Source organism: Ensifer sp. MJa1, assembly GCF_037026475.1.
Classification (GTDB): domain Bacteria; phylum Pseudomonadota; class Alphaproteobacteria; order Rhizobiales; family Rhizobiaceae; genus Ensifer.
Map to the genome: position 1 here is coordinate 67,995 of NZ_JAKUMO010000004.1, position 12,464 is coordinate 80,458.

A 12,464-nucleotide genomic window follows, 5' to 3' on the forward strand; every position below is an offset into this window, starting at 1 on the left:
CGTCGAACATGCGAGGAGCCGCTCCGATTACTTGTGCTCGCCATCCTCGTGATGACGGCGGATGCGGCGCACGATCAGCCACACGCCGGCAACGGCAAAGGGAACCGCAAGGCCGGTCAAGAGCCCTGGATCGATCGGCAGTTCATGGCTGACCGCCTTGGCGAGATAACCGAAGAGCCCGACGACGTAGTAGGAAATGGCGGCGACCGAGAGGCCTTCGACCGTCTGCTGCAGCCGCAACTGCAACTTGGCGCGCCGGTCCATCGAGTTCAGGAGCGCACTGTTCTGCCGCTCGAGCTCGACATCGACCCAGCTTCTGAGGAGTGCCGTTGCGCGGGCGAGCTTGCGCGACAGGTTCGCCTGGCGCTCCTCGACCGACTGGCAGGTGCGCATGGCCGGAGCCAGTCGCCGCTCGAGAAAGGTGCCGATGGTCTCGTAGCCGGGCACCGGCGTTTCGGCGAGCGTGCGGATACGCTCCTGGACGATACCGTAATAGGCGCGGCTGGCGCCGAAACGATAAAGGCTGAGCGCGGCCCCCGCTTCGAGATCGGCGGCAAGCCGGGTGATCTCGGCCAGCATGTCGTCGGCTTCCTCGCGCACGTTTTCCTTCATGCGCTGCGTGACACCGGTCAGCCCGTCCTCGGTGCGGCGGATTTCCGGCGACAGCGACTGGGCAAGCGGCAGCCCCAACATCGCCAGCGTTCGATAGGTCTCGATATCGAGCAGGCGCTGTACGAGCGCGCCGGTACCAGCCTCGGTCATGCCGCGGTCGATCACCAGGATCTGCGTCAAGCCATCGCCATTCTGGCGAAAGTCGGTGACGATCACCGCCTGGCCATTCTTGGTTTCGCTGTAACAGAGACTGGTCGGATCGAAGAGTTTGATCGCTTCGCGCGTTTCCGGCGTGTCGGGCCGGATCTCCAGGCGGATACCGGAAATCAACGATCCCGGCGGCGAAAAGCCGTCGCCGAAAGGATGGATCGGCACCTCGCCGCCAAACTGCTCCGGCGGCGGCGCGTCCCAGAAATAGGTCGAGAATTCGGTATGGCGCTCCCAACGCAGCGTGCCCTGCCCCCAGCTCATGGCATGGTGGTTGGCGTCGCGACCCGGCGGCGTGATGCCGCGGGCGCGTGACAGCTCCGAAAGCACGGCGTGATCGACGATCGAGCCACCATCCGTCAGGAAGGCGAGCTGAAAGATCACCCGCGGCGTTGTCACCAGCGCGTAGGGGCGCGAATGAACCTCGCCCAAGGCGAGCGCCCGCATCGGCGCCACCGGAAATGCAAAACTGCCTTTTGCCATGAAGCGTTCTGTCCCCCTCACGCGTTCATCACGACTTTCTTATCAATCACGCGAGCAAAAGAAAAAGGACGCATTGCCGCAGTTTGATTTTTGTCAGCCTGCGAAAGTGGACAAGCAAATTGACCACTTGGCCGTGGCTGCCTAGATTGCGACTGGAATTGCACGAGGAGATGCGTGCGCGGTTTCCGTCCCGACGCGCCCTCATCTACGAAAATCGATCACCTCATGGCCCTGGGTCTAACCGCCCCGACAGCATCGTGATCCCGGAGACCCCCAGTGACCGACGACGAGATCGACCTCTTCGCCCGCATCAGCCACAGCCGTACGGCGGACGAAGTCGTGCAGCAGATCGAGCTCCTGATCCTCGAAGGCGTGTTGCGTGACGGCGAGCGGCTACCGGGCGAAAGGGACCTTTCCAAGCGCTTCGACGTGTCACGTCCGATCCTGCGCGAAGCGCTGAAGGAGCTCGAGCTGCGCGGCCTGGTCGAAAGCCGCCATGGCGGCGGTACCTTCGTTGCCGATGTCGTCGGGCAGATCTTTTCCAAGCCGTTGATCGATCTCATCGCCCGCCATCACAAGGCGACGCAGGATTATCTTGAGTATCGGCGCGAACTCGAAGGCCTGACAGCGGAACTGGCGGCGAGCCGGGCCACGGACTTCGACCGGGATATCCTGACGAGGATCATCGAACGCATGCGTGCGGCCCATGTCGCCGGCGACTTCGACGCCGAACTCGAAGCCGATATCGAACTGCACCAGGCGATCGGCGAAAGCGCCCACAACATCATCCTGATGCACACGCTGCGCGCCTGCTACCGGCTGCTGCAGCAGGGCATCTTCTTCCATCGGAATTCGGTCTTCGACGCGCCCGGCGCCCGCGACCGGCTGCTTGCCCAGCACGAGGCGATTTACGGCGCCATCATCGCGAAAGACCCGCCGGCGGCGAAGGCGGCCGCCCAGAGCCACATCGACTTCATTGCCGCGGCGACCCGCGAAGCTGAACGCACCGGCGAATGGAACCGGGTCGCACGGCTGCGACTACAGCAGCGCGACCGGGCCACTTAGGCCTCGGACCAACGCCCGGTTGCCGCGCCTTTGCAATAGCGACGCGAAAACACCATATCCTGTCGCATCTGGACCACAGTCTGCGCGAAAGCTGGCTGCATATCCGGCTGGCGGATGGCCGCGACATTTACACGCAACAGGACGCTGCCATACTGCCTTCAACAACAAATGGGACCACTGATTCGCCGAGAGGAGCGCAGACGACCTTGAACTTCCTGAACAGGCTCGCATCCGATGTCCAACTGATGCTGCGTCGCCCGGCGCGCATGCAATATGCCGCTCTGTGCTATCGCATCCGCAAGAAGTCCAAGGCTCTCGAAATTCTCCTGATCACCAGCCGCGACACCGGTCGCTGGGTCATCCCGAAAGGCTGGCCGATGCAGGGCAAGCGCGCTCATGAAGTGGCCGAACGCGAGGCTTATGAAGAGGCCGGCGTCAAAGGCCGAGTGCAGAAGGCAACGGTCGGCTCCTATCTCTACCAAAAGCGCATGGATCACGGGCTCAAGATCTCGGTCAAGGTGCAAGTCCACGCTCTGGAAGTCGACGACCTGTGCAAGCACTTCCCCGAGGAAGGTCGGCGGCAACTCGAATGGGTCGACTACAAGGAGGCGGCTTCGCGCGTGGCCGAGCCGTCCCTGAAGGACCTCATCCTGGCCTTCGGCGAGCGCATGGATGCGCCAATGCCCAAGACTGCCAACGGCTAGAATTCCAGACGATCTTTCCCATGCATGCGATGCCCTGAACGCGGGTCCCTGGCGCGTCAAGCACGGATGTCCATCAAATCCACTTGAATGCGTGTTGCTGTGGCCTTACTGGCCGTGGTGACAATGGAGTACCAGTCAGTGGCTAGGCCGCGAACACGCCTTGCAAAGCAGACGCTCGACAAAGACCTCGACAAGCTCAGCCTTGCCGAGGAAGCGTCACAGCATGTTCGCCGCAGCCTTGCGGCGCCGGCACTCGCCGGTCTGTTCCTGCTTCTGAGCATGGCCTTTGCCGCAAGCTTCGTGACCAGTTCCGCCAGTGCGCCGATCATCATCGCGGCTGCCGCCATCGCTGGCTACATGGCCATGAACATCGGCGCCAACGACGTGACAAACAACGTCGGCGCGGCTGTTGGCGCCAAGGCGATGTCGATGGCGACCGCACTTGCGATCGCCGCCGTGTTCGAGATCGCGGGCGCGATGCTTGCCGGTCGCGAGGTCTCGCTGACGATCGAGGCGGGTATCGTCTATGGCGAAGACGTTCTCGGCGCGCAGGCGATCGTCTGCATCATGATGGCGGCGCTCGCCTCATCGGCCGCCTGGATCAACATCGCTACTTATTCCGGAGCTCCGGTTTCGACCACCCATTCGATCATCGGCGGCATCGTCGGTGCTGGCATCGCCGCGGCCGGCTTTTCCAGCGTGCAATGGTGGTCGCTCGCCGGCATCACCTTGAGCTGGACTGTCTCGCCGCTGCTTGGCGGCGCGATCGCTGCCGCCTTCCTTGCCTTCCTCAAGGAATTCATCATCTATCGCGGGGACAAGATCGCTGCTGCGAGACGCTGGATGCCGGTTATCCTCGGGATCACCGCAGGCTGCTTCACCGCCTATCTCGCCGTTATCGCCTTGGTTCAAGTGGCCGCCATCAACCTGCCGACAGGCTTGGCTGCCGGCTTGGTGGCCGGCGTCGCGGTCTATCTGCAGGCCAAACCGTGGATCTACCGGCAATCGGAAGGTCTCGACAACCGCAACCAGTCTCTTCGCAAGCTGTTCCAGCTGCCGTTGATCGTGGCTGCTGCCCTGCTCTCCTTCGCCCACGGCGCCAACGACGTCTCGAACGCGATCGGGCCGCTTTCGGCCATCGTTTCGGCATTGGATGGGGTCATCACGACGCAGAAGTCGCCGGCACCCCTCTGGGAACTCGCGATCGGCGCGCTCGGCATCTCAATCGGTCTGCTGCTCTATGGTCCGAAGCTCATCCGAGTCGTCGGCCAGGAGATCACCAAGCTCAATCCGATGCGCGCTTTCTGTGTCGCACTCGCGACCGCAGTCACCGTGCTCTTGGCATCGGCGCTCGGCCTGCCGATCAGTTCGACGCACACGGCCGTCGGCGCAGTCTTCGGTGTCGGCTTCTTCCGCGAATGGTACATCCGCAATTCCAAGCGGCGCCTGCAATATGTCCGCCAGAAGACGGGCCATGCTGATTTCATGGAATCGACGGAAACGAACTTTGCCGAGGTCCGGCGTCGACGGCTTGTGCGCCGCTCGCATTTCCTGACGATCGTCGGTGCTTGGGTCATCACCGTTCCTGCTTCGGCGGCGCTTTCAGCCGTCCTCTACGTCATTCTCTCCAAGCTATTCATGTGAAGGCATTTCCGATGCGCGCCAATTTTCGCATGCAGCGACTGTTCGTCGCGCACGCTCTTAACGCCGGTTCCGCCCAGGAGGCGACGAAGGAGCAGTTCAATTACCTGGTCAACGTGCTGCGCTACGACGAAGGCTCCTCGATCCTCGTCTTCAACGGGCGCGACGGCGAATGGCGGGCGGAGCTTTCCTTCGCAGCCAAGAAGAAGCTGGTGCTGACCGCGGTCGAGCAGACGCGACCGCAGCCCGCCCCTTGCGATCTGGTCTATCTCTTCGCGCCGCTGAAAGTGGGCCGGCTCGACTATCTGGTCCAGAAGGCCGTCGAGATGGGCGCAGGCGTGCTGCAACCCGTCATGACCCAGCATGTGCAGGGCAAGCTCGGCAGCATCGAGCGGGTGCGCGCCAACGTCATCGAGGCGGCCGAACAGTGCGGCGTTCTCGGCATTCCGGGTGTCGAGGAACCGCGGCGGCTCGAGGACGTGCTTGCCTCATGGCCGGCCGAGCGGCGCATCATCTTCTGCGACGAAGGCAGCGACAGCCAGAACCCGTTGCCCGTTCTGTCCGCCATCAAGGAGCAGAAGCTCGCCCTGTTGATCGGGCCGGAGGGCGGGTTTTCCGAAGCCGAGCGATCGCTTCTGCGCAGCCTCGACTTCGTCAGCGCCATTCCGCTCGGGCCCCGCATCCTGCGGGCCGACACGGCGGCGGTGGCGGCGATGGCGGTCATTCAGGCAACCGTTGGCGACTGGCGATAGCCGGTCGCCAAGGGACATTCCGCCCACACACAACTCATTTATGGAAGAGGGAATGCCTGCCACAAGGAGTGGTTGGGCAAAGGATGTCGCCGCGCCACGGAACTTGCACCAACGCAAGCAATCGTCCTACTTTTTTGATGAGACCTTGAAAGAAATTGACTTGCACCGCACCTGATTACGGTTCAAGCAGCCTGCATCAACTCCTGCTATCCTGCAGGAGCCGCCCAAACAAAAGAAGACGCCCATGGCCCGAGATACCACCGACCAGACGCCGGTAACCTCTGTCGCTGACCTGACCGCCTATCTGGCAGCGGGCTCGAAACCGGAGGAGCGGTTCCGGATCGGCACGGAGCACGAAAAGTTCGCCTTCTTTAAGGCGGACAACAGCCCGGTTCCCTATTTTGGCGAGGCCAGCATCCAGGCGCTTCTCAACGGCATGGCCGCAAAGAGCGGCTGGGAGCCGATCGTCGACGAAGGCAACATCATCGGGCTTGCCGAACAATCCGGCAATGGAGCGATCTCGCTTGAGCCCGGCGGCCAGTTCGAGCTTTCTGGCGCGCCGCTCGAAAACCTGCACCAGACCTGCAAGGAATCGAACCAGCATCTCGCCGTGCTGCGCGAAGTCGCCGAACCGCTCGGCATCCGCTTTCTCGGCATCGGCGGCAGTCCCAAGTGGACCTTCGACGAAACCCCGCGCATGCCGAAGTCGCGCTATGGCATCATGAGCCGCTACATGCCCAAGGTCGGCACCAAGGGCCTCGACATGATGTATCGCACCTGCACGATCCAGGTGAACCTCGACTTCTCGTCGGAAGAAGACATGCGCCGCAAGATGCAGGTCTCCTTGAAGCTGCAGCCGCTCTCAACGGCGCTGTTTGCGAGTTCCCCCTTTACCGATGGCGAGCCGAACGGGCTCTTGTCCTGGCGCGGTGATATCTGGCGTGATACCGACAACCAGCGCGCCGGCCTCTTGCCTTCGGCTTTCCGCCCGGATTTCGGTTTTGCCGACTATGTCGAATGGGCGCTTGACGTGCCTATGTATTTCGTCGTGCGCGACGGCCATTATCACGACTGTACCCATGTCACCTTCCGCCAGTTCATGGGCGGCGCGCTCAAGGGCGAGATCGCCGACTGGCAGCCGAACATGGGCGACTGGACCAACCACCTCTCGACGTTGTTCCCGGATGTGCGACTGAAGCGCTTCCTCGAGATGCGCGGCGCCGACGGTGGCCCGTGGCGGCGGATCTGTGCGCTGCCGGCCTTCTGGGTTGGCCTGCTCTACGACCGTGAGGCTCTGGACGCGGCCGAGACGCTGACACGCGACTGGACCTTCGAGGAGGTCAGCGCCATGCGCGATGCCGTTCCGGTTCAGGCGCTTGCCACCAAGTTCCGCAGCGGCAGCCTCTACGATGTCGCCCGCGAAGTGTTGTCGATTTCGCGCGGCGGCCTGAAGCGCCGCAATCGCCTCAACGGCGACGGCGTCGACGAGAGCCAGTTCCTGGCGCCACTCGACGAGGTTCTGGCCAAGAAGGCGACACTCGCGGAAGACCTGCTGTCGCTCTACAACGGCCGTTGGAACGGCTCCGTCGAGCCCGTCTTTACCGAATACCAGTATTGAGGCGCTCGTATCGCGGCGCCTTGCCGGTCGCTCTCAAAAAGCGGTTTCCAGCCCCCGATTTCCCGTTATAGTGCAAGGATATGCGTCGCTTGGGCGGCGCGCATCTATGCCGAAGGGGAACTGGGATGGCACCGCTTTTTGACATGTTCGCGCAGGCTCAGAACGGCAAAGCCATCGAGCTGATGGCCCAGCAATTCGGCATCGCCCAGGAGCAAATGACCAAGGCGACCGCGGCGCTGCTGCCGGCCTTTTCTGCTGCCTTCAAGCGCAACACCGGCAATCCCTATGACTTCGGTGCGCTCTTGACCGCGCTTGGCAGCGGCAACTATGCCAAGTATTTCGAAGACGTCAGCCAGGCCTTCACGCCGCAAGGCATGGCCGACGGCAACGGCGTTCTCGGGCAATTGTTCGGCTCGAAAGAAATGTCGCGCGCGATCGCCGCGCAAGCTGCCCAGGTCACCGGCGTCAGCCAGGAGATCTACAAGCAGATGCTGCCGGTCATGGCCGACACGCTGATGGGCGGATTGTTCAAGCAAACGACCGGACAGTTTGCGGCGGCAACTGACGCATTCGCCAACAACCCGATGGCCACGGCCATGCGCCAATGGATGGAGGCCGCCGGCTTCGCCAAGAAGCCGGAGCCGCAGCCGAACCCCTTCGACAATCCCTTCACCCAGGCGATGCAGGGCTTCTTCGGCATGGGCAAGCAGGAAGAAAAGCCAAAGGCTGCGGATGTCTTTGCCGACAACCCCTTCATCAAGGCGTTTCAGGACATGATGCAGGCTGGCGCTTCCGGCGCGCAGAAGCCGGCGCCCGATAATCCTGCGCTCGCGCAATTCTCCCAGGTGATGAACACCATGTTCGACAGCGGCCTGGAGATGCAAAAGGAATATCAGAAGAACATCGAGGCGCTGTTCGACATCTACAAGACCGGCCCCGGCAGCAAGGGCTGAGCGGTCCTTGATCCTCGCACATTGCTAAAAGAAAAAGGCCCGGTACATGTCTTGGTCATGCACCGGGCCAAGCGGCAGGGCTATTGGCTCCACCCTGCGGGGAAGGTTTGGGCGCGCGACCGTCGACGGTCCGCTGCGCCGAATTTCTGAGCATGACCCGCATTGGCGGCAGCTTTCGCGGATCATGCTCGACTGGCACACCCTAAGCGGCGGGATGCGCCATAACTCTTAAGACCGATCACGTCGTGGTTTCGAGACGGCCCCAAAACACCGTGACCGATCAGGGATCAGTCGTGACGAATCCCCTTGTAAAAAAGGCTCGCCCGATTTCGCGACGCGCGCGTCAGATAGCTTGCTGGATTGTCGAAGAAGGGCGAGGTAATCGCCTCGTGCACATCTTCGCGCTTCAGCCCCATGTCGAGGAGCTGGCGGTCATCCAGGTCGTTCAGGCGGCCGATCTGATAGCGGTTCAGGAGTTGGCGCCATGCACCTGTCAGCATGCCCGTCACGCCGACGGCGCGGGAGGCATGGGACTGCTTTCCTGCAACGAGGTCGAGATCGAGGACGTGCTGTGTCGTGCGCATGATGGTACTCCTTCTATTCGGCACGAAGAGGCCCATCCCCTGCGGGGAGGTCAAACGCAGGGGCGGGCCAAAGAATTTTGGATAAACCGGCGTTGATGCCGGCCAGGGATCGATGAATTTGCCCCTGATAGATCGCAAATCCTTATTGATCAGTCCAACGAATGTTTTTAATGATATTCATCAAACAATCTTATGGATGTATCACGGCCATGTCCGCACCGCTTGATATCGACCAGCTCCAGACCTTTGTCGCCATCGCCGACACAGGCAGCTTCACCAAGGCCGCTGACCGGGTCTTCAAGACACAATCCGCCGTTTCGATGCAGATGCGGCGCCTGGAGGAGCGCATCGGCAAGGCGCTGTTCATGAAAGATGGCCGCGGCAACCGGCTGACGGTCGAGGGCGACCGGCTGCTCAACTTCGCCCGCCGGATGATCCGCCTCAACAACGAGGCGATCGCCTCCTTCGACGACAATCGGCTGGAGGGCACGCTCAGGATCGGCACGCCCGACGACTATGCCGACCGCTACATGCCCGAGATCATCATGCGCTTCGCCAAGACGCACCCGAATGTCGAGCTCAATATCGTCTGCGAGCCGTCGGTCGATCTTGCCGAGAAGATGGCCAAGGGCGACCTCGACATTGCGCTCGTCACCCATAACCCGCGCGCCCGCGCCTCCGATGTTGTGCGCACGGAGCCGCTTTGCTGGGTGAGCTCGATCAACCATCCACTGCCGGAGAACGCGCCGATACCGCTCGCGGTCGGTCGACGCGACTGTCTGTGGCGCCAGGCTGCCTGCGCGGCCCTCGATGCCACCGGTCGGGAGTACCAGATCCTGTTCACCAGCTGGTCGTCGACGGTCGTCGCTGCCGCCGTTCTTGCTGGCATGGCGGTGTCGGTGTTGCCGGAATCGGCGCTGCGCCCGGGCATGAAGGTGCTGACGCTCGCCGACGGTTTCCCGGCGCTGGCGCCGGTGCAGATCGGCATCATGAAGCGACCGGGCCTTTCGCCTTCGCTCTCGAACGCGATCAGCAACCACATTACCGCCTGCCTCGACAACATCACGCCGATCAGCGCCAACGATGACATCGACGCCGATATCAAGGGTTTCCCGCGCTATCCGCGCCTCAGGCAGAGCCACATGCTGCCGGGCTGGTAAGAACGATAGAGAAGCAAGAAGGGCCACGCATCATCCAATGCGTGGCCCTTTTCGTTTGTGCGCAAGTGGGCGCACGTCCAGCGCTTGCGCTTTATTCCGCCGCAACGCTTTCCGGGTCAGCCTTGTAGCCGTGGGCTGCACGCAGCGCCGCTCGCACACCGGCCTCATAGTCCGGATGAACGCGCTTGAAATGGGCGAGCTGGCGCTCGACGATCAGGCCGGGAACCCCGCCCATTGCCGCCGCAATGTTGGAAAACAGGCGCGCCTTCTCACCGGCATCGAACAGGTTGAACAGCGCCCGCGGCTGGCTGTGGTCGTCGTTGCCCTCACGATGGTCGTAACGCGCCATGTCGCCATCGATGCGCAGCGGCGGCTCCTTGGCGGACGGCTGTTCCACCGGACCGTTGAACGAGTTCGGCTCGTAATAGGCGTCCGGGTTGCCGGTCCTGATGCCGCCGAACGTGTTCATCTGGCCGTCGCGGTGGTAGTGATGAACAGGGCACTTCGGCTGGTTGACCGGAATGTGCTCGTAGTGGGTGCCGAGACGGTAACGGTGGGCATCGGCATAGGAAAAGAGCCGCGCCTGCAGCATCTTGTCGGGCGAGAAACCGATGCCCGGCACGATGTTGGACGGCGAGAAGGCGGCGTTCTCGACCTCGGCGAAGTAGTTTTCCGGATTGCGGTTGAGTTCCAGCACGCCGATCTCGATGGGCGGATAATCGGCATGCGGCCAGACCTTGGTCAGGTCGAACGGGTTGTAGGGCGTCGTGTCCGCATCGAGTTCCGGCATGATCTGCACCTGAACCGTCCAGCGCGGATAGTTGCCGTCCTCGATCGCGCCGTAGAGCGCTTCCTGGTAGCTCTCGCGCGTCCGGCCGATCACCTCAGCGGCTTCGGCATTGGTGTAATGCTTGTGGCCGTGCTGGGTCTTGAAATGGAACTTCACCCAGTAGCGCTCGCCGGCATCGTTCCAGAACGAGAACGTGTGCGAGCCATAGCCGTTCATATGCAGCGGGGAGACCGGACACCCGCGGTCGGACATCAGGATCGTCACCTGGTGCAGGCTTTCCGGCGACAGCGACCAGAAGTCCCACATGGCGGTTGCCGAGCGCAGATTGGTCTTCGGGTGGCGCTTCTGGGTGTGAATGAAATCCGGAAACTTGTAGGGGTCGCGCACGAAGAAAATCGGGGTGTTGTTGCCGACGAGGTCCCAGTTGCCTTCGGGGGTGTAGAACTTCAAGGCGAAGCCGCGCACGTCGCGTTCGGCATCGGCAGCCCCCTGCTCTCCAGCAACGGTGGAAAAGCGCGCCAGCATCGGCGTTTCGGCGCCTGGATGCAAAACCTTGGCCTTGGTGTATCTGGAAATGTCACCGGTGATCCTGAGCGTGCCATAGGCGCCCCAGCCCTTGGCGTGCACGGCGCGCTCGGGGATGCGCTCGCGGTTTTGATGCGACAGCTTTTCGATAAGCTGGTAGTCCTGCATCATCACGCCGCCGCGCGGACCGGCGGTCAGGGAATTCTGGTTGTCCGGCACCGGAGCTCCGGCCGTCGTCGTCAATATGGGTCGATCTGACATCGCGTCCTCCTGTTAAAGGGTTCGCGCCCGGGCGGTCAGGCAGGGTTGCCCGACTGCAGCTGAGGGGGCTGCCAGCCGCGAAGTCCGCGGCGCTCAAAGCCCGGTCGCTTTGGCAAGGCGGTTTTCCCACAGCGGATCGATAATCTCCAATTGCATAAAAATTAAATTTCGATAAGATTTTCCTATCATGCTTACACTCAGACAGATGCGCTATTTCGAGGCGCTTGCCTCCACTCGACACTTCGGCAAGGCCGCCGATCTGGTCCATGTCAGCCAACCGGCGCTTTCGGCGCAGATCATGGAAATGGAGAGCCACCTGGGCGTGAAGCTCGTGGAGCGCAGCCGCACCGGTGTCTTGCTCACCCACAAGGGCGAAGAAGTGCTGAGCCGCACGCGCGCGATCCTTGCCGAGGTGGACCAACTGGAACAGAGCGCCCGCGCGACCGCCGGCACGCTCGAGGGTCGCATACGCATCGGCGTCATCCCGACACTTGCACCTTATCTCGTGCCACGGCTGGTGCCGCATCTGCGCCGCGTCTATCCGGCCATCGAGATCGAGCTGAAGGAATCGGTGACATCGAGGCTCGTCGCCGATCTCGGCGAAGGCCTGCTCGATGCCGTGGTCGCGGCATTGCCGATCGAAGTCGACGGGCTTTCGTCGAAGCCACTCTTTTCCGACCGCTTCTACATGGCAATGGCGGACGATGAGCGAAACATCCTGATGTCGCCCTTGACCGAGGACCAGGTGGATGTCGAACAGCTGCTTTTGCTCGAGGAGGGCCATTGCCTGCGCGATCAGGCGCTGGCCGTCTGCAGCACGGCGGGCAAGCGGCGCCTTGTGTCGTTCGGCGCCACCTCGATGACGACGCTGTTGCAGATGGTCGCCAACGGCATGGGCATGACGCTCATCCCGGAGATCGCGATCGCCACCGAGGCCTCGCGCAACGCGATCCGGATCGTGCCCTTCGCGGCACCAGAGCCGGCGCGTGAGATCGGCCTTGTCTGGCGGCGCAGCAGCCCGCGCGAGCGCGACATGGAAGCGCTCGCCGCCGCCATCAGCGGCTGCGCCGATGATATCTTCCGCGCCGCCGTGGCGGCCTGAGCGGAGC

The 12,464-nt window shown here is 62.5% G+C and carries 11 protein-coding genes; 8 read left to right on the forward strand and 3 right to left on the reverse strand.

The features are described 5' to 3' along the window. Positions 1 to 27 precede the first annotated feature (27 nt). Positions 28 to 1,302 (reverse strand): DUF3422 family protein, encoded by a 1,275-nt coding sequence (locus MKZ91_RS07315; RefSeq protein WP_336169548.1) that lies wholly within the window; start codon positions 1,300 to 1,302, stop codon positions 28 to 30. A gap of 276 nt (positions 1,303 to 1,578) precedes the next feature. On the opposite strand from MKZ91_RS07315, the gene MKZ91_RS07320 reads away from it, so the two are divergent. The 6 genes from MKZ91_RS07320 (at position 1,579) to MKZ91_RS07345 (ending at position 8,035) form a co-directional block, all read left to right on the forward strand. Next, the gene (locus tag MKZ91_RS07320) at positions 1,579 to 2,367 is read left to right on the forward strand and encodes a FadR/GntR family transcriptional regulator (RefSeq protein ID WP_336169550.1); all 789 of its coding nucleotides are present in this window, start codon (positions 1,579 to 1,581) and stop codon (positions 2,365 to 2,367) included. A 206-nt stretch (positions 2,368 to 2,573) separates the two neighbouring features. Further along, the gene (locus tag MKZ91_RS07325) at positions 2,574 to 3,071 is read left to right on the forward strand and encodes an NUDIX hydrolase (protein WP_336169552.1); all 498 of its coding nucleotides are present in this window, start codon (positions 2,574 to 2,576) and stop codon (positions 3,069 to 3,071) included. A 138-nt stretch (positions 3,072 to 3,209) separates the two neighbouring features. Further along, a complete protein-coding gene (locus MKZ91_RS07330; protein ID WP_336169553.1) occupies positions 3,210 to 4,715 on the forward strand; it encodes an inorganic phosphate transporter in 1,506 nt (501 codons plus the stop codon). Between the two features lie 11 nt (positions 4,716 to 4,726). Beyond that, on the forward strand, positions 4,727 to 5,464 hold the full coding sequence (locus MKZ91_RS07335; RefSeq protein WP_336169555.1) for a 16S rRNA (uracil(1498)-N(3))-methyltransferase: 738 nt from the start codon (positions 4,727 to 4,729) through the stop codon (positions 5,462 to 5,464). A 244-nt stretch (positions 5,465 to 5,708) separates the two neighbouring features. Then, positions 5,709 to 7,082 (forward strand): glutamate--cysteine ligase, encoded by a 1,374-nt coding sequence (locus tag MKZ91_RS07340; RefSeq protein WP_336169557.1) that lies wholly within the window; start codon positions 5,709 to 5,711, stop codon positions 7,080 to 7,082. Positions 7,083 to 7,207: 125 nt separating this feature from the next. Beyond that, positions 7,208 to 8,035 (forward strand): DUF937 domain-containing protein, encoded by an 828-nt coding sequence (locus MKZ91_RS07345; RefSeq protein WP_336169559.1) that lies wholly within the window; start codon positions 7,208 to 7,210, stop codon positions 8,033 to 8,035. Positions 8,036 to 8,322: 287 nt separating this feature from the next. On the opposite strand, the gene MKZ91_RS07350 is transcribed toward MKZ91_RS07345, so the two are convergent. Continuing rightward, positions 8,323 to 8,619, reverse strand: coding sequence for a DUF1127 domain-containing protein (locus tag MKZ91_RS07350; RefSeq protein WP_336169560.1), 297 nt, complete (start codon positions 8,617 to 8,619; stop codon positions 8,323 to 8,325). A 209-nt stretch (positions 8,620 to 8,828) separates the two neighbouring features. Here MKZ91_RS07350 and MKZ91_RS07355 point away from each other — a divergent pair, with 209 nt between their 5' ends. Continuing rightward, positions 8,829 to 9,779, forward strand: coding sequence for a LysR substrate-binding domain-containing protein (locus tag MKZ91_RS07355; protein ID WP_336169562.1), 951 nt, complete (start codon positions 8,829 to 8,831; stop codon positions 9,777 to 9,779). A gap of 91 nt (positions 9,780 to 9,870) precedes the next feature. On the opposite strand, the gene katA is transcribed toward MKZ91_RS07355, so the two are convergent. Beyond that, positions 9,871 to 11,355 (reverse strand): catalase KatA, encoded by a 1,485-nt coding sequence (gene katA / locus MKZ91_RS07360; protein ID WP_336169564.1) that lies wholly within the window; start codon positions 11,353 to 11,355, stop codon positions 9,871 to 9,873. A 187-nt stretch (positions 11,356 to 11,542) separates the two neighbouring features. On the opposite strand from katA, the gene MKZ91_RS07365 reads away from it, so the two are divergent. Beyond that, positions 11,543 to 12,457, forward strand: coding sequence for a hydrogen peroxide-inducible genes activator (locus MKZ91_RS07365; protein WP_336169566.1), 915 nt, complete (start codon positions 11,543 to 11,545; stop codon positions 12,455 to 12,457). The last annotated feature ends 7 nt before the right edge of the window (positions 12,458 to 12,464 follow it).

Coding starts and splice junctions, on each gene's coding strand:
- MKZ91_RS07340 (WP_336169557.1), top strand. CDS start 5,709: ATGGCCCGAGATACCACCGACCAGACGCCGGTAACCTCTGTCGCTGAC.
- MKZ91_RS07350 (WP_336169560.1), bottom strand. CDS start 8,619: ATGCGCACGACACAGCACGTCCTCGATCTCGACCTCGTTGCAGGAAAG.
- MKZ91_RS07345 (WP_336169559.1), top strand. CDS start 7,208: ATGGCACCGCTTTTTGACATGTTCGCGCAGGCTCAGAACGGCAAAGCC.
- MKZ91_RS07335 (WP_336169555.1), top strand. CDS start 4,727: ATGCGCGCCAATTTTCGCATGCAGCGACTGTTCGTCGCGCACGCTCTT.
- MKZ91_RS07315 (WP_336169548.1), bottom strand. CDS start 1,302: ATGGCAAAAGGCAGTTTTGCATTTCCGGTGGCGCCGATGCGGGCGCTC.
- katA (WP_336169564.1), bottom strand. CDS start 11,355: ATGTCAGATCGACCCATATTGACGACGACGGCCGGAGCTCCGGTGCCG.
- MKZ91_RS07365 (WP_336169566.1), top strand. CDS start 11,543: ATGCTTACACTCAGACAGATGCGCTATTTCGAGGCGCTTGCCTCCACT.
- MKZ91_RS07355 (WP_336169562.1), top strand. CDS start 8,829: ATGTCCGCACCGCTTGATATCGACCAGCTCCAGACCTTTGTCGCCATC.